Raw genomic sequence first — 17,684 nt, forward strand, 5'->3', positions numbered from 1 at the left:
CTAATAAAAAAGGGATCCGCAGATCCCTTTTATCAGATAGTTAGTGTGCGCCACCACCACCGCCGCCCGCACCGAAGGGCGGTTTGGCGAACCACACCAGGCCAAGCAGGACCAGGAAGATCCCCGCCGACATCCAGAAGATTTCGTTAGCGGAAATAATCAGCCCCTGATTAGTGATCTGCTGAGCTATCCAACCTGAAGCCTGCTGGTGCGTCATCCCTAAATCCTGCAGCTTATCGTACATAGCCTGTGCATTTGGGTTGTAGGGGTTAACAGATTCCGTTAGCTGAGCATGGTGCAGCGACTCTCGATTTGTCCACATTGTCGTCGTAATCGATGTGCCAATGGAACCTGCCAGCGTTCGCGTAAAGTTCGACAAGCTGGATGCCGCCGCCAGACGCTCTGGTGGTAAGCCGGACAGCGTAATGGTGGTTAGCGGCATAAAGAAGCAGGCTACCGCGAACCCCTGAATAAACTGCGGCCAGGCCGATGCGCCAAAGTCCATACCCGGCTCGAACGTCCACGCACGCCAGTAGAAACAGACGGCGTACATAATAAAACTGAACGTTACCAGCCGACGCATATCCAGCTTGTGCGCGAAGCGGCCGATAATCGGAGACAGGATCACCGGAATCACCCCAACCGGCGCTGACGCCAGACCAGCCCAGGTTGCTGTATAGCCGTATACCTCCTGCAACAGCTGCGGCAGCAGGACGATTGCGCCGAAGTAAAGCATATAGGCCAGGCTGATACACAGGCAGCCGATGGTAAAGTTGCGCGACTTAAACAGCGAGAGATCGACAATGGGGTGCTCGTCGGTAAGCTCCCAGACGATCAGGAAGCTGATAGCAACCACGGCAACCACAGTCAGGATGATAATCTCCTGCGAGGCGAACCAGTCCAGCTCTTTGCCGCGGTCGAGCATAATCTGCAAACTGCCGATACCGATGACCAGCAGTGCCAGACCAATGGCGTCAATGCGCCGCTGCTCGGTTTTGGTTTCCCGACCGCGCAGAGTTTGCAGTGTCATCAATACCACCACAGCCCCGATTGGTACGTTGATAAAAAATATCCAGCCCCAGTGATAGTTGTCGCTGATATAGCCCCCAAGAATAGGACCACATATCGGGGCAACAATCACCGTCATCGACCATAGCGCGAGGGCGATGGAACGCTTGGCGGGTGGATAGTTATTCAGCAACAGGCTCTGTGACAGCGGAATTAATGGACCGGCGACAATACCCTGGATTACGCGGAAGAAAATCAGCATGTTCAGGCTGGTGGACATCCCGCATGCCCATGACGCAATGACGAAGGCGATAGTTGACCACATAAAGAGTCTTACTTCGCCAAAGCGTTTTGCCAGCCAGCCGGTGATCGGAATAGAGATAGCGTTCGCCACCCCGAATGAGGTGATCACCCAGGTCCCCTGGCTCAGTGAAGAGCCGAGGTTCCCGGCGATAGTGGGGATCGCCACGTTAGCAATGGTGGAGTCCAGCACCTGCATGAATGTCGCCAGGGACAGCGCGATCGTCATAATGACGAGCTGCGCGCCTTCCAGCGGTTTTTGCTGTTGCATCACACGCACCTTTGAATTAACCCGCGTTGGCCCGCACGATCTCTTCGATCATCTTATTGACCGGAGCAAGGTTGATTTCACGTGCATTACTTTCTGATACCGGCGTGGTACGAACCTGGCTTGCCAGAATTTGTCCGTCACGATTTGAGGTATCTACCGTAACCAGCGTAGACAAACCAATACGTAATGGATGCTGTGCCAGTTGCTGCGTATCCAGTTCGATACGTACCGGCAGACGCTGGACGACTTTGATCCAGTTGCCGGTTGCGTTCTGCGCTGGCAGCAGGGAGAAGGCGCTGCCCGTACCCATATCGAGACCGACAACTTTACCGGTATATTTTACGTCATCGCCGTAAATATCGCTGATAACGGTCGCCGGTTGGCCGATACGCATGTGCGCGAGCTGTGTTTCTTTGAAGTTGGCATCTACCCACAGGTTAGTGGCCGGAACAACCGCCATCAGCGGCGTGGTTGGGCTAATTTGCGCACCAGGCTGTACGGCGCGACGGGATACATAACCGGTCATTGGGCTGACAATTCTGGTACGTTCCAGCGCCAGCCAGGCATTGCGCACTTCGGTGGCAGCCTGTTGCACAGTGGGCTGATCTTCCAGCTTGCTGCCCAGAATCATCGCCTGGTTAGCATTATATTGTTGGATCGCGACATCAAGCTGGGCCTGAGCGCTGGCGACGGCATCACGAGCGTGTTGCAGCTCTTCGCGGCCAATCAGGTTGGCATTGCCCAGCGGAACTCGGCGATTAAAGTCGCTTTGTGCCTGCGCCAGTGCGGTTTTCTGCACTTCAATACTTGCCTGTAACTGCTTGCTGTTGATCATCAACTGGTGCGTCTGACGCACGCTGGAAGCCAGCGCAGTTTTGGCTTTTTCAAATGCCTGCTTTGCGTCTGTCTGGTCGAGGGTGACCAGCACATCGCCTTGTTTTACAAAGTCAGTGTTATCAGCCCAGACTTTCGTCACGCTGCCTGATACCTGAGCCATGATTTGAACCTGGTTCCCTGCCACGTACGCATCGTCTGTCTCTTCGACATGACGAAGTACTAAAAACCAATAAATTCCATATGCCACGGCAATGATAATAAAGAGCAAGGTCAGAAGGAGTAGCATACTTTTACGTTTGCCATTCTTCTTGACCGGTTGCTGCGGGGTTTGAGTCTCCGCATTTGCGCTCATGTTGTTCTCCACGATCTTATTTTTTTCACATCGGCTGAGCCGACCTGTTTATCAGACAGGCCAGCAGTATGCGTGCTGGCCTGTCGGTTTTTTCATTTATAAATCTGGATTTCTGAGCGAGTCGGCGCGTTAGCGCAGCGCTTCTAACACCGCGCCATCCTGCTCCATCTGATCAAGACGGGTCAGAAGTTTACGGGTAATTTGCTCAAGCTGATCTTTTTCGGTGGTGCTAAGAGACGACCAGAGCTGATGCAGGCAGTTATGCTGAGGCGGTAACACCTCTTGCAAAAATGCATGGCCTTTCTCGGTCAATTGCAGATGCAGACAGCGGCGATCGTTATCGCTTTCACGACGTTCGATCCAGCCACGTTTTTCTAACTCATCCGCAATGCGGGTAGCGTTAGTGCGTGACGAGCCAAGCGCGCAACTCAGTTCAGAAGGCTGAATACTGTGGTTTTCCTGAGACTCCAGCGTAATCAACGCCATAAACAATGTCTCGTTAATCCCTTGAGCTTTCAGCATCTTATTGCGGTTTTCCAGCAACTTACCCTGCATGTGCATACAGAGGCGAGTCAGAAGCACTTCCTGATAAGGGAACTCTTCGTAGCGGCTGGCGCGAAATTTTAGCATTTGTTCAATGGGCGTAAACGAACTATCCATTTGGGTATAACCTCATTAATTTCAGCCGATATAGTAACGACAGTGACAAATAAAGTAAATGTATTATTTATTTAAAATGATTGTTTTTATCTATAAGACAACCAGCATTTTCCAGGCTAATCCATAGCCCAGAGCACTCAGTAACGTTGGAATGATGATGCTGCGGGTCTTATAGAAGCTTGCACCCAGTATGACAAACCCCACCAGAGTAGGCACGAACCGACGAGCGTCGTGCATCACTTCTGGCGCTGTAGACACCACCAGCAGGGCGCAAATTGATGTAATGCCAATAGTGTCGAGTAATATGCCCGTCGCGCCGCGCTTCGTCGGGCGAACATTGCCGACCCCAAGACGGAGCGGCAAATAGCGAAAACAGTAATTAACGCAGCCGACCAACAGGCCAAGCAGCAGAACCTCATAGCTCATCAGGACCTCCCTGCCAAAATGACTGGATGAGCGCCGTCAGGCATCCACAGACAATACCTGAAAGGATAGCGGCAGGGATGGAAAACAGTATCACGCCAGCCAGCGCCCCGGCCAGGGCCGCTGTCACGCAGAGCGCTTGTTTACGTTGGAATGACGCGAGCAGGAAGCTCATAAACAGCGCCGGGAGCATGAATCCCAGTGCCGCTTCAACCGCCGGGTAATCCTTGAGTAAACCACTGCCGGAAAACGCGCCGATCACCGTACCAAACACCCAGGAGGCCCAGGAACACAGTGCGATGCCGATCATCCAGTTTTCACTCCAGCGTCGATTATCCCGGACCAGTTTTGCCGTTGCGGCGGCAAAGACTTCATCGGTAAGGCCAAAAGCCCACAGCGCGCTTTTGGGTTTACTCAGTCGCTGGGCTATTCGGCTGCGCAGGGAAGGGCCGTACAAAACATGGCGGACATCCATGGCCATGACGGTAAGGGCGGCGACCCACAGCGAACTGCCCGCAGCGAGCATGGTGGTAATGACAAACTGGCTGGCTCCCGCATAGATAATGCAGGAGAAAAAGACGCTTTCAACCGGCGTAAAGCCAAGGCGAGTGGCATTGAGACCAAATGCAAAAGCGACCGGAATATAGCTGATGACTATTGGCAGGCTGTCTTTGAATCCTTCCGTTAACGTTGCCGAACAGGATTCAGACTGGGGTACAGGGCTTTCCATAGGGTTATAGGTTTCATTACCGAAATTAATATAACTTGGTTCAATGAGTTATAACCTTAGCAGACTGATGGGCTCCTTAACACCCTGTGGAGCCCAATCAGCGGTAAACATGCGCTATACGCTTAATTTACGGCTTCCTGACGGTGAAAACCTCGCCACCAGACCACCAGGTTGAGTACGGCAACGGTCGTACCCGCCAGACAAACGCCAGCCCACCCGGCATGCTGCCAGGCAGAGGCTGAAATTAGCGAACCTGCCGCTCCGCCAATAAAATAGCTGGTCATGTATCCGGCGGTCAGGCGATTACGCGCATCCGGATGAATGCGATAGATAACCGTCTGGTTGGTGATGTGTACTCCCTGAACGGTGAGGTCCAACACCAGAATACCGATAATCAGCATGGGGACTGAAGCGTGCCCAAACCAAATAGCAAGCCAGGAGAGCAGCAGTAATAGCAGCCCCATGGTTGTGGTCAGGTGGGATTTACCTTTATCGGCAAAACCGCCCGCAGGACGTGCACCTAACGCCCCTGCGGCACCCGCCAGACCGAACAGACCAATCATTCCTTCCGAATAGTTAAACGGCGGCGCGGCGAGCAAAAACGCCATTGAGGTCCACAGAATACTGAAATTGGCAAAAGTCAGGCAGCCCAGCATCGCGCGGGTACGCAGCAATTTATCGTGAATAAACAGGCTGAATACCGAGCCTAACAGCTGAGGATAGTTAAGATGAGTATCGGATTTCATCTTCGGCAGGCCGCGCCACAGCGCAACCGACATCAGCGCCATTAATACTGATGCGACCCAAAATACGGTGCGCCAGCCGCCAAGATTCGCCAGTAATCCCGCCACGGTGCGCGCCAGCAGAATACCCAGCAGCAGGCCGCTCATAATCGTGCCGACAACCTTCCCGCGCTTGTCCGGTGTGGCAAGCGTTGCCGCCAGCGGAACCAAAATCTGTGCCACTACCGAGAACAACCCGGTCAGGGCAGTACCGAGAATCAGCATACCCAGCGACTGGCTGCTGGCGGTGATCAGCATGCCGCCAGCCGCGAGCAACGTCATGGAGACAATCAGCATCCGACGTTCAAACATATCGCCGAGCGGCACTAAGAACAGCAGGCCGGCGGCGTAGCCGAGCTGGGCCGCAGTGACGATAAACCCTGCAGTACTGGCAGATAGCGAAAAGTTGCGCGCGATGGTGTCGAGCAACGGTTGCGCGTAATAGTTACTGGCGACGGCAAGGCCGGTGGCGATAGACATTAACAGGATCAGCGAAGGGCTAAGTCCCTGAGTGGTTTTCGTCATGGTTTTCAACTGAGTAATGGGTTGCAGAAAACAATCATAACGGAAGTGATTAAATGTTGCTGATTTGTTGAGTGATGGATTGTGCGATTGGGGGAGGGAGGATAGGCCGGATTAGGTGCATCGCGCCACCCTCCGGCATTTATGCGGTTACTGGCCTGATGGCGCTACACTCATCAGGCCTGTGAGTGGATTATTTCTGCGCGGCCAGCGCTTCGTTCACCCAGCCGTCAAACTGCTGCTGGTGGGCTTTGATCCAGCCGTCAACGTGACCCTGTACGTCGGCTTCAGACGCTTTCCCGTCGTGCATCATTGCGTTCTGCGCGTTGATATCCGCCAGCGGCAGCTTCATGATGGCAAACAGTTTCGCCGCAGCCGGGTTTTTCTCCGCCCAGGCTTTATTGGCGACAATATGCATAGTGTTCACCGGGAAGCCGTAGTTGGCACCGTTTGGCAGTTTGGTATCAATATCTTTCTGCTCGCCTGGCAGGGAAGAGAACGGCACCTGCAGCCAGACCACATCTTTACCTGGTTTCATTACGTCGCTCACCCAGTACGGTGTCCAGGTGTAGTAAAGAATGGGTTTACCTTCTTTGAAGCGGGTAATGGTGTCGGCCATCATCGCCGCATAGTTACCGTGGCTGACCTCGACGGTTTTTTCCAGATCGAAAGCTTTGTTCTGGTGGTTGATTACTGCTTCACAGCCCCAGCCTGGTGAACAGCCCATCATATCGGCTTTTCCGTCACCGTTGGTGTCAAAGATTTTGGCGATCTTCGGATCTTTTAACTGGGCGATATTGGTGATTTTATACTGCTCAGCGGTTTTCTTGTCGATCAGATAACCCTGCGCGGCACCCGTAACGAATACCCCCTCGCGATAAAACTTTTTGTCTCCGCCCGCAGCGGCGTACATATCATCATGCAGCGGCTGCCAGTTCACGGCGGTAAAAGTTGCATCGCCAGAGGCAATGGAGGTATAGCCGACGTTGTAGTCAACTTCGCTGGTTTTGTTAACGGTGTAACCCAGTTTCTCCAGCGCACGGGCGACTAACTGCGTCTGGAAGGATTCTTCAGAGATAGTGCTCTGGATTGGCTGTACGGTGATGCCTTTGCCCGGCAGGTCGGCAGCGAAAGCGCTGGTGGAGACAAGGGTGGCAAACGCTGTGGCAATAATAACTTTCTGTCGCATCGTTGTTCCTTATTACACTTCATCCTTCAAGCTGCCTCTTTGTTGGCTGCACTCATGCACTCCAGTCACGTACTACTTGTACGCTCCTGGAGATACATTCGTTTGCCGCCGCGATGCAACTTGAATGATTTTGTGTAAGCTAATGAATTGTAAGCCCGGTAAGCACAGCGCTACCGGGCAACGGGTGTATTACTTCGTGAAAGGGCGAGTGATAAGCCCAATGGGACCGGTGGTATACCAGCGACGGTTGCCACGACTACGCGAGTCGCGACCGACGGCCTGCGTCAGGCGGTCGAGAATGATAGCGAGGATCACAATCCCAACCCCGCCGACGGTGGCAAGCCCCATATCCAGACGACCGATTCCGCGTAGAACCATCTGGCCCAGTCCGCCGACGGCAATCATCGATGCGATGACGACCATTGAGAGCGCCAGCATCAGCGTCTGGTTAACCCCAGCCATAATGGTGGGCATTGCCAGCGGGAGCTGCACTTTAAACAGCATCTGACGCGGGCTGGCGCCAAACGAGCGCGAGGCTTCAATCAGATCGGCTGGCACCTGGTTAATCCCCAGAATAGTCAGACGCACGATTGGCGGCAGGGCGAAGATAATCGTCACCACTACGCCCGGGACGTTACCAATACCGAACAGCATGACAATCGGCACCAGATAGACAAACGCGGGTGTGGTTTGCATGGCGTCCAGCAGCGGGCGAACAATTTTTGCTGCCCGTGGACTGCGCGCCAACCAGATCCCCATCGGCAGACCGATCACCACGCAGAACAGCAGCGCGGTCAACACCAGCGCCAGGGTTATCATGGCCTGCGACCACGCGCCGATGGCACCGATGGCAATTAAGGAAATCAGCGTAGCAACGCCCATCCCCACGCCGGAAATCTGCCAGGCAATCAGCGCGAACAGGATAATCGCTACCGGGGCTGGCATACCTAACAGCAGCTGTTGAAAGCCGTTGAGAATGTAATCCACCGGGACACGAATGCCCTGGAAGACCGGACGGAAATGGGTAACGACCCAGTCGATCCCCTCTGTGACCCAACTGTCCAGCGGGATCAGCGTTTTATGGAACGGATCCATAATATTGAAATGCTCTGGTGCCGGCGCGGGTGCGCTGGTCAGCCAGTCCGCACCACCACCGTCAGTGGGTGCGCCTGATGGCGTACTCCAGGCATCAGCATTTTGTGCGGCACTATCGGCCGCTGGTGTGGTGTCCCACGGATTAGTTTGATCAGCCATTGTTTACCCCCTCACGATCTAAAGCCTGTAACAGCATGCGTTTTGAAATGACGCCCACATACTGCTGTTCCTCATCTACAACCGGCACCGCGCACGGGGCCTGACCGACATGAGAAAGCAACTCGCTGAGAGGGGTTTGTGCATCTACGGCTAACGGCTCATCGATCAATGCCGCTTCAATACCTTGCGCCTGACTTAACGCTGTTTTTAATGAGTCGATAGAGACAACGCCAACGAATTTATTGCCGCGTTCGATCACGTAACCATATTCGCGATCTTTGTCCTGCAATAATTGCAGCGCAGAACGTGGACCCACCCCGGGGTTTTTACGAATCAAACCTTCGGGACTACGGCGTGAAATATCTTTCGCGCTAAAGACCTGGCTAATATCGACGCCACGGAAGAAGGTGCGTACATAATCATTGGCCGGATTATTCAGGATTTCATCTGGCGTGCCGACCTGGACCACTTCACCGTTTTGCATAATGGCAATTCTGTCGCCAATGCGCATGGCTTCGTCGAGGTCATGCGATATAAAGACCACGGTACGTTGATGCTTCGCCTGTAGTTTTACCAGTTCATCCTGCATCTCAGTACGAATTAATGGATCGAGGGCTGAGAAGGCCTCATCCATTAATAAGATGTCAGGGTTAATGGCTAATGCGCGGGCGAGGCCTACACGCTGGCGCATCCCCCCGGAAAGTTCATCCGGGTAGCCGTGAGCATAATTCTCCAGACCAACCTGACGCAGTGCATCTAACGCTTTTTCACGACGTTCATCCGCACCTACGCCGGCTAATTCCATGCCAAATGCCGTATTGTCGAGAACCGTCATGTGCGGCATCAGGGCAAAGGACTGGAACACCATCGCAATCTTTTTTCTGCGCACCTCGCGAAGCTCAGCATCGGATATCCGGGCGATGTCTACGCCGTCAATCAATACCTGTCCGCGGGTGGGTTCAATCAGGCGATTGAGAAGGCGTACCATTGTGGATTTACCCGAACCGGATAATCCCATGATGACAAATATCTCGCCTTCTTCAATGGCCAGACTGGCGTTCTTAACGCCAAGCGATAGCCCCGTTTTATCCAGAATCTGCTCTTTTGAAAGTCCTTTTTCAATATATTTGAAGGCTCTCTGGGGATGCTCTCCAAATATCTTATAGAGATTTTTAACTTCTAATTTAATTGCCATGCAATAGAATGATTCCTGTTATTTGTTTATATCGATATATTACCTGATGGAAATAGTGACCTTTTTCTACCCTAACATACTGAGAATCTGAGACAACCCTGAATTTGGTTGTGGCATGAATATTGCCAAAGGCCAAGTGGCGGGACTTCCCGTGATATAAGGGCTGAGCGTGAATGTGAACGGGGTAATATTTTTTGTAAATGGCAATGAAAAATCGCCTGAATTGCTGGAATGCAGGCGAATAATGCGGCTGATATTGAGTGTAGATCACACAATTATATTTGCACGACAAAAGTGTGATCCTGTTAAAATATTTCCGCGAAAAATGTACGGTATTTCCCGCGAAAATGAGCGCTAGAAATTCCAGTCGTCATCTTCGGTTTCGACCGCTTTTCCCATCACATAGGATGAGCCGGAACCCGAGAAGAAATCGTGGTTTTCATCAGCGTTGGGCGACAGCGCGGCAAGGATTGCCGGGTTAACCTCCGCCATTTCAGGCGGAAATAGCGCCTCATATCCCAAATTCATTAATGCCTTATTGGCGTTGTAACAAAGGAAGGCTTTGACGTCATCCACCCAGCCGGTTTCTGCATACAACTCTTCCGTATAACGCGCTTCGTTATCATACAATTCCATCAGCAGGTCAAAGGCAAAATTCTTTAACTCCTCGCGTGCGGATTCGGAAATATGCTCCAGACCTTTTTGATATTTATAACCAATGTAATACCCATGAACCGCTTCATCACGAATGATCAGACGAATGAGATCGGCGGTATTGGTCAGTTTACCGCGGCTGGAGAAATACATCGGTAACCAGAAGCCAGAATAGAAGAGGAAGGATTCCAGAAACACGCTGGCTATTTTTTTCTTCAACGGTTCGTCGCTGGCGTAATGTGTCAAAACGATCTGCGCTTTGCGCTGGAGTGGGGTATTTTCTTCACTCCAGGCGTAGGCTGCATCCACGTCTTTGGTCTGGCAAAGGGTGGAGAATATTGAGCTGTATGAACGGGCGTGCACCGCCTCCATAAAGCTGATATTCGACAGCACTGCCTCTTCATGCGGCGTTAACGAATCAGCCATTAACGCTGGTGCTCCGGCAACATTCTGAATGGTGTCGAGTAGCGTCAGCCCGGTAAAAACGCGGATTGTTAACTGCTGTTCGGCGGCGTTCAAAGTTTGCCAGGCCGGAATGTCATTGGAGAGCGGGACCTTTTCCGGGAGCCAGAAGTTACTGGTCAGACGGTTCCATACCTCAAGATCTTTATCATCCTCAATCTTGTTCCAGTTGATGGCGCTCACGCGGGATAATGTCATTTTCTCCTCCTTACAGCGCGCATGACACGCAGCCTTCGATTTCGGTGCCTTCCAGCGCCAGCTGGCGTAGTCGGATGTAGTACAGGGATTTGATGCCCTTACGCCAGGCGTAAATCTGCGCTTTATTGATATCGCGCGTGGTGGCGGTATCGGGGAAAAAGAGCGTCAGTGAAAGCCCCTGATCGACATGGCGCGTTGCTTCTGCGTAGGTATCAATGATTTTTTGTGGACCAATCTCGTAGGCATCCTGATACAAGGCCAAATTCTCATTGGTCATAAACGGGGCAGGGTAGTAAACGCGCCCGGTTTTGCCCTCTTTGCGAATCTCCACTTTCGACACGATCGGGTGAATGCTTGACGTGGCATGATTGATGTAAGAGATAGAACCGGTGGGGGGAACCGCCTGTAAATTCTGGTTATAAATGCCGTAGTGCATCACATCTTCACGCAGCTGTGACCACATCTCGCGCGTCGGCAGCGTAATGCCGCTGGCGGCAAACAGCGCGCGAACTTTGTCGGTTTTTGGCTGCCAGTCGCCCTGCAGATACTGGTTAAAATACTCGCCGCTGGCGTAGCGCGACTGTTTGAATCCGGCAAAGGTTTGACCGCGCTCGCGGGCGATCTTCATTGACGTATTCAGCGCATGCCAGGTGATGGTGTAAAAGTAGATATTGGTGAAATCCAGCCCTTCCGGCGAACCGTAGGCGATCCCTTCCCGCGCCAGATACCCGTGCAGATTCATCTGCCCAAGACCAATCGCGTGTGATGCGCTGTTTCCGGCCTCAATCGAGGGCACGCTGCGGATATGGCTCATGTCCGAAACGGCGGTTAAGCCACGAACCGCCGTTTCCACGGTACGACCAAAGTCGGGTGAATCCATAGTATGGGCAATGTTCAACGAGCCGAGATTGCAGGAAATATCGTGCCCGGTCTGCGCGTAATTGAGATTTTCATCGTAGGTGGAGGCACTGTTAACCTGCAAAATCTCCGAGCACAGGTTGCTCATATTGATCCGACCGGCAATCGGATTGTCGCGATTCACCGTATCTTCAAACGTGATGTAAGGATAGCCAGACTCAAACTGGATCTCGGCCAGACGCTGGAAGAAATCGCGGGCGTTAATGTATTTTTTACGCACACGTTCGTCGGCAAGCAGTTCGTCATAGCGTTCACTGACGGCGATATCGCCGAACGCTTTGCCGTAAATGCGTTCCACGTCATAGGGTGAGAACAGCGCCATGTCGGCATTCTCTTTGGCCAGCTTAAAGGTGATATCCGGGATCACCACGCCAAGCGACAGGGTTTTGATGCGGATTTTCTCGTCGGCGTTTTCACGTTTGGTATCCAGAAAACGTAAAATATCCGGATGGTGTGCGTGCAGGTACACTGCGCCCGCACCCTGACGCGCGCCGAGTTGATTGGCATAAGAAAACGCATCTTCCAGCATTTTCATTACCGGGATTACGCCGGAGGACTGATTCTCAATGCGTTTAATCGGCGCACCTGCTTCGCGCAGGTTAGAGAGCAAAAACGCCACGCCGCCACCGCGCTTGGAAAGTTGCAGCGCAGAGTTGACCGCCCGACCAATAGACTCCATGTTGTCTTCAATGCGTAACAGGAAGCAGGAGACCAGCTCACCGCGTTGCTGTTTGCCGCAGTTTAAAAAGGTTGGTGTGGCGGGCTGAAAGCGCCCGGAGAGCATTTCATCGGTCAGCTGCATGGCGAGCGTTTCATCTTCCTGCGCCAGCGTGAGCGCCACCATCGTGACCCGATCCTCAAAGTCTTCGAGATAGCGCTTACCGTCGAACGTTTTCAGCGTATAGCTGGTGTAGAACTTCCATGCGCCGAGGAACGTCTGGAAACGGAATCCGCTGGCGTGGGCGTGGTCGAATAGCTTCAGCACGAACGCGCGATCGTAGCGGGCTAACACGCTGGCATCGTAATAGCCTTCATCCACCAACGTTTCCAGGCGCTTCTGCTGGCTGGCAAACGCCACCGAGTTTGGGCGGACGTGGGCGGCAAAGAAAGCCTCCACCGCCTGATGGTCTTTGTCGAACTGAATGCGCCCGGCTTTATCGTACAGATTCAGCATGGCGTTCAGGGCGTGATAATCCAGCGTTGGCTGCATTACACGTTCTGCGGTTGTCGTTGCCAAAATTCGCTCACTCCTTTTCGAACGTTGTCGATATCGCTTTGGGTGCCCATCAGCTCAAAGCGATAGAGCCACGGCACGCCGCATTTTTGTGAGATGACATCACCCGCGCGACCGTAGGCGTCACCGAAATTACGATTGCCGGAGGCGATCACTCCACGGATTAACGCCCGGTTGTGCGTATCGTTTAAAAAGCGGATCACCTGTCTTGGGACCGCGCCAGCAGTGCCGCCACCGCCGTAGGATGGCACGATTAATATGTAAGGTTCGTCTACCCGGATCCGCTCGCGTTCGTTAAGCGGAATGCGGATGGCTGGCAGCCCCAGACGCTGCATAAAGCGGTGCGTATTTTCGGAGCTGCTGGAGAAGTAGACGAGCTGACTCATGCGCTGGCCACACGGTGTTCCGGATGCAGACGGTTGATCATGTCCGGGCGAAACCCTGACCAACTGGTTTCACCCGCGACCACGACCGGTAGCTGGCGAAACCCTTGATCGCGCAGGCTATCAGCCAAATCGGGTTGTAAATCGACGTTTACCATCTCAAAGTCAAAACCACGGCTTTCCATTGCCCGTTTGGTGGCGTGGCACTGAACACAGTTATTGCGAGTGTAAATAATAATACTCATGATTCGTATTTCCATTTAAAAATAAAGGATCGGCGCGATAGAGGGCGTCGGGTTGTGTGTGTCCTGATAGGAAAGATACTAGATGTAGATTTAAAAAGATTCAACCATACAAGATATGGGAATTTTAGATTGATAATGAGCAAGGTGATGAGCGTGGCGGGGGAAGTGGTATGTACCATCGCAGGTTGCCGGATGGCGACGCGTCGCGTCTAATCCGGCCTACAGGAAAGTACTTCCTTGGCCGGATAAGGCATTTATGCCGCCATCCGGCAGCGCAAAATCACATGCGCATCCCCACCGCCAGACGGTTAAAGCAGTTCATCAGACTAATGGCAAATGTCAGGTCGCTAATTTCTTTCGCGCTGAAATGGTCTAGCAGCGGCAGATAAACGTCATCTTCGGCGTGAGTAGTGGCAATCTGGGTGACCGATTCGGCCCACGCCAGCGCCGCACGTTCCTGTTCGCTGAAGTGGTGACTCACCCGCCAGCCTGCCAGTGCGTCCAGTTTGGCCTGCGCAACACCGGATTTGCGCAGTGCTTTACTGTGCATTTCCAGACAAAAGGCGCAGCCGTTGATTTGCGAGACCCGCAGGTAAATCAGCTCCGTCAACGTAGGTTCAAGCGCGCAGTTTTCCAGCGCTTGGCTTGCCTGAACAAGAGCGTTATAGATTTCAGGACTGAGTTCGTAATAGGGCTGGCGTAACATTGTCATGGTATTTCTCCTCGTTTGGATGACCCGCAATGTAGCACTATAATGGACTGCAACAGAGAGCCATATTGTTGCCAAAAAAGCAGACCATAAATGCCACGTTATCAGCAAATCGCCCGTCAGTTAAAAAACGCAATTGAGAAAGGTGAACTCAAGCCCGGTACCAGATTGCCCTCCAGCAGGACCTGGGCCCAGGAGCTGGGAGTATCACGCTCGACGGTGGAAAATGCCTATGCAGAGCTGGTGGCGCAGGGCTGGCTCGCGCGGCGTGGACAGGCAGGAACGTTTGTCAGTGAGCAACTGCGACCAGAAAGGGCGCCTGCATCGCCTGCCATCTTCGCCGGAGAAAATCCCAGACCGCAACCTTTTCAGATGGGATTACCCGCACTCGATCTTTTTCCGCGTGAAGTCTGGGCACGGGTGATGGGACGGCGTTTACGCACCCAAACGCGTTTTGATCTGGCGGTGGGCGATGTATGTGGCGAACGGGTGTTACGCCAGGCAATTGTTGATTATCTGCGCGTTTCACGCAGCATTGAATGCCAGCCAGAGCAGATTTTTATCACTTCAGGCTATGCGGCATCAATGACGTTAATCCTGCGCGCTCTGGCGCATCCCGGTGAGGGAATGTGGGTCGAAGATCCCGGTTTTCCGCTGATCCGGCCCGTGGTGGCTCAGGAACGCATTGAGTTGATGCCGGTAGTGGTGGATGCCGATGGTCTGGATGTCAGCGCCGGGATCCGCGACTACCCGCAGGCGCGTTTTGTACTGCTCACTCCCGCTCATCAAAGCCCTCTGGGGGTAGCACTGTCTTTGGACCGTCGCCACCAGTTGCTGGAGTGGGCGACTCGTGCGCAGGCGTGGGTAATCGAAGATGACTATGACAGTGAATTTCGTTACCACGGTAAGCCGTTGCCGCCGCTAAAAAGTCTGGATGCGCCTCAGCGGGTGATTTATGCCGGAACGTTCAGCAAATCGATGTTTCCGGCTTTGCGTACGGCATGGCTGGTGGTGCCTCTGACCCAGGTTGAACGCTTTCGCCAACAAGCGGCGCTAACGGCCTGTAGCGTCCCGGTTCTATGGCAGCAAACGCTGGCGGATTTCATGCGAGACGGCCACTTCTGGCGGCACTTAAAACGTATGCGACAGCATTATGCCGAACGACGACAATGGATGGAAAACGCCCTGACCGAACAAGGATTTAGCGTCATTCCTCAGGAAGGTGGGATTCAACTGGTGATGAGTGTAGACGGAGATGATACTGCGCTGGTGCGCAAAGCGAATCAGGCCGGGTTAGCGGTTCAGGCGCTAAGCCGCTGGCGAATAACGTCAGAAGGAAAGGGGGGAATATTGCTGTCATTTACCAATATCAGCTCGGCGGAAATGGCGCAACAGGCGGCCTACCAACTGCGGTTGGCGCTGACATAAATCTGTACGTTACTTAAGATATTCGTCTCATCGTGTTCACTCGTTTATGGACTTTTCTGAAAGCGTTGCTAATGCTGAATCAGGTAAGGTAAGCCCGCAGTAAAAGATAACGAGGAAAATAATATGTATTTACGACCTGATGAGGTGGCGCGCGTACTTGAAAAAGTGGGCTTTACCGTTGATGTAGTGACGCAGAAAACGTACGGCTATCGGCGTGGCGAAAATTATGTGTATGTTAATCGTGAAGCTCGCATGGGGCGTACCGCATTAATTATCCATCCCACGTTGAAAGAGCGTAGCTCTTCGCTGGCGGAACCGGCAACGGATATTAAAACTTGCGATCATTACCAGCAATTCCCGCTGTATTTAGCCGGAGAGACTCATGAGCATTATGGTATTCCGCACGGCTTTAGCTCGCGTATTGCGCTTGAACGTTATCTGAGCGGGCTGTTTGGCGACGTTAATTCTAACTAATAACGCGACTGGCAGTGCCAGTCGCGAAGAAGCGTGTCAGGCTTTAGCCTGATGATAGCTGCTGACCTTAAACAAGCGGCGGCAATAATCAAGAAAGTAGCCATAGACAGCGCCCATCAGCATTGACACCACGATGTTCGAACTTACTGCAGCCGTAATCTGATGCCAGTCTGCGCCAACCGTCAGTAGAATAATCACATACACCGGCGACTGGAAGGTGACATAAGCCAGCACATCCGCCAGATTTTTTGCCCATCCTGCCTGCGTGGCTTTACGGGCCGCGCGCATGAACAAATCACGATACATGCCGTATGGCCACGCGATCAGTATGTTGACAGGGATAGCGACTAATCTGGAATACAGCGACTGTTCGAAGCTCATTCCAGAAAGGAATATTTCGATCAACATGTTCACGACAGAACAATAAACAACCATCGCGAACGTGTCTGCTACTGCATGACGCAAGCGTGACTGCGGAGAGAACATGTTAATGCTCCTTGTAAAAAGGGGAAAAAAGGTTTTGAATACCTTAACTGCCAGTGATTTGTCTTGCTGCTTTCGCGTTTTAATAGGATATCTGCCTGGATAATAACTAGCAACTAGCTGAAAATTTTTATTTATTGTCTTTTTGTCGATAAAATGCTCTGCAATGGTTTGTTTTTTGTTCGTTTTGGTGTTTTCGTTGCTGTGTTAATTAAAGTCTTTTTAGATCAAAGAGTTATTGTTGCTTGTTTTTCTGAATTTTTTGCGCTCCTTTTCTGAATGTTGACTGATGTGCAATAGGTATACTCGTTGGTTCCACGAGATGCTGTGGCTTGTTTCTTAAGTGACGCGCTGAGATACCTTGCAGGTATATTCAAAGCTGCAATCAGGGTAATAGAATATATTGTCTGGGCGATAGCAGAATGGATGCTATAAATATCAGAGTTGGCTATTTGTTTAATGATAAACGAATAAATTAGACTGGAATTATAATAATCAGTTGCATACAATATTTAGCGTAATACCATTTTTATGTTTTACGTTAAAGAGGTTTTGTTAATATGAGTTCAATGTTAAAAAACTTAAATAATATCCGCTCGCTGCGTGTAATGGCGCGTGAATTTTCCGTTGATGTGCTCGAAGATATGCTCGAAAAATTCAGAGTAGTGACCAAAGAACGGCGCGATGAAGAAGAACAGCTACAGCGCCAACGTGCAGAACAGCAGGCAAAAATTAATGCCTTGCTGGCACAGATGCAGGCAGACGGGATCAGCCCGGAGGAGCTGCTGAGCATAACACCTGCGACGGCACGTTCAGTTAAAAAACGCCAACCGCGCCCGGCGAAATATCGTTTTATCGATCTCAATGGTGAAACGAAAACATGGACCGGACAAGGTCGCACACCGAAGCCAATTGCCCAGGCGCTGGCGGCCGGCAAATCTCTTGATGACTTTTTGATCTAATTGCGAAGGCG

At 52.2% G+C, this 17,684-nt stretch carries 18 protein-coding genes; 3 read left to right on the forward strand and 15 right to left on the reverse strand.

The features are described 5' to 3' along the window. Nucleotides 1-40 precede the first annotated feature (40 nt). The 14 genes from emrB to LY264_RS05340 all read right to left on the reverse strand — a co-directional run bounded on the left by emrB (nt 41) and on the right by LY264_RS05340 (nt 14,329). On the reverse strand, nt 41-1,579 hold the full coding sequence (emrB, locus tag LY264_RS05275; protein WP_003825966.1) for a multidrug efflux MFS transporter permease subunit EmrB: 1,539 nt from the start codon (nt 1,577-1,579) through the stop codon (nt 41-43). A 16-nt stretch (nt 1,580-1,595) separates the two neighbouring features. Beyond that, entirely contained in the window at nt 1,596-2,768 is a 1,173-nt protein-coding gene (emrA, locus tag LY264_RS05280; RefSeq protein WP_071692225.1) for a multidrug efflux MFS transporter periplasmic adaptor subunit EmrA, read from the reverse strand. Nucleotides 2,769-2,897: 129 nt separating this feature from the next. Then, entirely contained in the window at nt 2,898-3,428 is a 531-nt protein-coding gene (gene emrR / locus LY264_RS05285; protein ID WP_003037300.1) for a multidrug efflux transporter EmrAB transcriptional repressor EmrR, read from the reverse strand. 90 nt (nt 3,429-3,518) lie between these two features. Continuing rightward, on the reverse strand, nt 3,519-3,854 hold the full coding sequence (gene ygaH / locus LY264_RS05290; protein ID WP_003037297.1) for an L-valine transporter subunit YgaH: 336 nt from the start codon (nt 3,852-3,854) through the stop codon (nt 3,519-3,521). Next, on the reverse strand, nt 3,844-4,581 hold the full coding sequence (locus LY264_RS05295) for an AzlC family ABC transporter permease (protein WP_048225239.1): 738 nt from the start codon (nt 4,579-4,581) through the stop codon (nt 3,844-3,846). The genes ygaH and LY264_RS05295 overlap by 11 nt, the downstream gene beginning before the upstream one ends. A gap of 122 nt (nt 4,582-4,703) precedes the next feature. Continuing rightward, nucleotides 4,704-5,888 carry an MFS transporter gene (locus tag LY264_RS05300; RefSeq protein WP_048225236.1) on the reverse strand — a complete coding sequence of 395 codons (1,185 nt, stop codon included), beginning with the start codon at nt 5,886-5,888 and terminating at the stop codon, nt 4,704-4,706. Between the two features lie 190 nt (nt 5,889-6,078). After that, on the reverse strand, nt 6,079-7,074 hold the full coding sequence (gene proX / locus LY264_RS05305; RefSeq protein WP_048215698.1) for a glycine betaine/L-proline ABC transporter substrate-binding protein ProX: 996 nt from the start codon (nt 7,072-7,074) through the stop codon (nt 6,079-6,081). A 189-nt stretch (nt 7,075-7,263) separates the two neighbouring features. Continuing rightward, nucleotides 7,264-8,328, reverse strand: a complete 1,065-nt coding sequence (gene proW / locus LY264_RS05310) for a glycine betaine/L-proline ABC transporter permease ProW (RefSeq protein WP_008785611.1) — start codon at nt 8,326-8,328, stop codon at nt 7,264-7,266. Further along, nucleotides 8,321-9,523 carry a glycine betaine/L-proline ABC transporter ATP-binding protein ProV gene (gene proV / locus LY264_RS05315; RefSeq protein ID WP_003825980.1) on the reverse strand — a complete coding sequence of 401 codons (1,203 nt, stop codon included), beginning with the start codon at nt 9,521-9,523 and terminating at the stop codon, nt 8,321-8,323. The genes proW and proV overlap by 8 nt, the downstream gene beginning before the upstream one ends. 354 nt (nt 9,524-9,877) lie before the next feature. Continuing rightward, on the reverse strand, nt 9,878-10,837 hold the full coding sequence (gene nrdF / locus LY264_RS05320) for a class 1b ribonucleoside-diphosphate reductase subunit beta (protein WP_048215699.1): 960 nt from the start codon (nt 10,835-10,837) through the stop codon (nt 9,878-9,880). Between the two features lie 10 nt (nt 10,838-10,847). Then, entirely contained in the window at nt 10,848-12,992 is a 2,145-nt protein-coding gene (gene nrdE / locus LY264_RS05325) for a class 1b ribonucleoside-diphosphate reductase subunit alpha (RefSeq protein WP_048225232.1), read from the reverse strand. After that, entirely contained in the window at nt 12,965-13,375 is a 411-nt protein-coding gene (nrdI, locus tag LY264_RS05330; protein ID WP_003825987.1) for a class Ib ribonucleoside-diphosphate reductase assembly flavoprotein NrdI, read from the reverse strand. The genes nrdE and nrdI overlap by 28 nt, the downstream gene beginning before the upstream one ends. After that, the gene (gene nrdH / locus LY264_RS05335; protein WP_032944700.1) at nt 13,372-13,617 is read right to left on the reverse strand and encodes a glutaredoxin-like protein NrdH; all 246 of its coding nucleotides are present in this window, start codon (nt 13,615-13,617) and stop codon (nt 13,372-13,374) included. Before nrdH ends, nrdI begins: the two co-directional genes overlap by 4 nt. Nucleotides 13,618-13,897: 280 nt before the next feature. Further along, the gene (locus LY264_RS05340) at nt 13,898-14,329 is read right to left on the reverse strand and encodes a carboxymuconolactone decarboxylase family protein (protein ID WP_003825991.1); all 432 of its coding nucleotides are present in this window, start codon (nt 14,327-14,329) and stop codon (nt 13,898-13,900) included. A gap of 90 nt (nt 14,330-14,419) precedes the next feature. Here LY264_RS05340 and pdxR point away from each other — a divergent pair, with 90 nt between their 5' ends. Together pdxR and LY264_RS05350 are read left to right on the forward strand one after the other, a co-directional pair. Then, nucleotides 14,420-15,754: a MocR-like pyridoxine biosynthesis transcription factor PdxR gene (pdxR, locus tag LY264_RS05345; protein ID WP_048215702.1), complete on the forward strand. Its 1,335-nt coding sequence runs from the start codon at nt 14,420-14,422 to the stop codon at nt 15,752-15,754. Between the two features lie 123 nt (nt 15,755-15,877). After that, nucleotides 15,878-16,228 (forward strand): DUF2002 family protein, encoded by a 351-nt coding sequence (locus tag LY264_RS05350; protein WP_003037262.1) that lies wholly within the window; start codon nt 15,878-15,880, stop codon nt 16,226-16,228. 36 nt (nt 16,229-16,264) lie between these two features. Here the strand turns inward: LY264_RS05350 and alaE are convergent, their stop codons facing one another. Continuing rightward, the gene (gene alaE / locus LY264_RS05355; protein ID WP_003037259.1) at nt 16,265-16,714 is read right to left on the reverse strand and encodes an L-alanine exporter AlaE; all 450 of its coding nucleotides are present in this window, start codon (nt 16,712-16,714) and stop codon (nt 16,265-16,267) included. A 557-nt stretch (nt 16,715-17,271) separates the two neighbouring features. On the opposite strand from alaE, the gene stpA reads away from it, so the two are divergent. After that, entirely contained in the window at nt 17,272-17,673 is a 402-nt protein-coding gene (stpA, locus tag LY264_RS05360; protein WP_048225229.1) for a DNA-binding protein StpA, read from the forward strand. Nucleotides 17,674-17,684: the final 11 nt, after the last annotated feature.

The organism is Citrobacter portucalensis (assembly GCF_023374935.1).
In the GTDB taxonomy this organism is placed as follows: domain Bacteria; phylum Pseudomonadota; class Gammaproteobacteria; order Enterobacterales; family Enterobacteriaceae; genus Citrobacter; species Citrobacter portucalensis.

Excerpts from the sequence above, each read along its gene's own strand:
- LY264_RS05340 (WP_003825991.1), bottom strand. The coding sequence starts at position 14,329 with ATGACAATGTTACGCCAGCCCTATTACGAACTCAGTCCTGAAATCTAT.
- nrdF (WP_048215699.1), bottom strand. The coding sequence starts at position 10,837 with ATGACATTATCCCGCGTGAGCGCCATCAACTGGAACAAGATTGAGGAT.
- pdxR (WP_048215702.1), top strand. The coding sequence starts at position 14,420 with ATGCCACGTTATCAGCAAATCGCCCGTCAGTTAAAAAACGCAATTGAG.
- nrdH (WP_032944700.1), bottom strand. The coding sequence starts at position 13,617 with ATGAGTATTATTATTTACACTCGCAATAACTGTGTTCAGTGCCACGCC.
- nrdI (WP_003825987.1), bottom strand. The coding sequence starts at position 13,375 with ATGAGTCAGCTCGTCTACTTCTCCAGCAGCTCCGAAAATACGCACCGC.
- ygaH (WP_003037297.1), bottom strand. The coding sequence starts at position 3,854 with ATGAGCTATGAGGTTCTGCTGCTTGGCCTGTTGGTCGGCTGCGTTAAT.
- LY264_RS05350 (WP_003037262.1), top strand. The coding sequence starts at position 15,878 with ATGTATTTACGACCTGATGAGGTGGCGCGCGTACTTGAAAAAGTGGGC.
- proW (WP_008785611.1), bottom strand. The coding sequence starts at position 8,328 with ATGGCTGATCAAACTAATCCGTGGGACACCACACCAGCGGCCGATAGT.
- proX (WP_048215698.1), bottom strand. The coding sequence starts at position 7,074 with ATGCGACAGAAAGTTATTATTGCCACAGCGTTTGCCACCCTTGTCTCC.
- alaE (WP_003037259.1), bottom strand. The coding sequence starts at position 16,714 with ATGTTCTCTCCGCAGTCACGCTTGCGTCATGCAGTAGCAGACACGTTC.
- emrB (WP_003825966.1), bottom strand. The coding sequence starts at position 1,579 with ATGCAACAGCAAAAACCGCTGGAAGGCGCGCAGCTCGTCATTATGACG.
- LY264_RS05295 (WP_048225239.1), bottom strand. The coding sequence starts at position 4,581 with ATGGAAAGCCCTGTACCCCAGTCTGAATCCTGTTCGGCAACGTTAACG.
- emrR (WP_003037300.1), bottom strand. The coding sequence starts at position 3,428 with ATGGATAGTTCGTTTACGCCCATTGAACAAATGCTAAAATTTCGCGCC.
- stpA (WP_048225229.1), top strand. The coding sequence starts at position 17,272 with ATGAGTTCAATGTTAAAAAACTTAAATAATATCCGCTCGCTGCGTGTA.
- emrA (WP_071692225.1), bottom strand. The coding sequence starts at position 2,768 with ATGAGCGCAAATGCGGAGACTCAAACCCCGCAGCAACCGGTCAAGAAG.
- LY264_RS05300 (WP_048225236.1), bottom strand. The coding sequence starts at position 5,888 with ATGACGAAAACCACTCAGGGACTTAGCCCTTCGCTGATCCTGTTAATG.
- proV (WP_003825980.1), bottom strand. The coding sequence starts at position 9,523 with ATGGCAATTAAATTAGAAGTTAAAAATCTCTATAAGATATTTGGAGAG.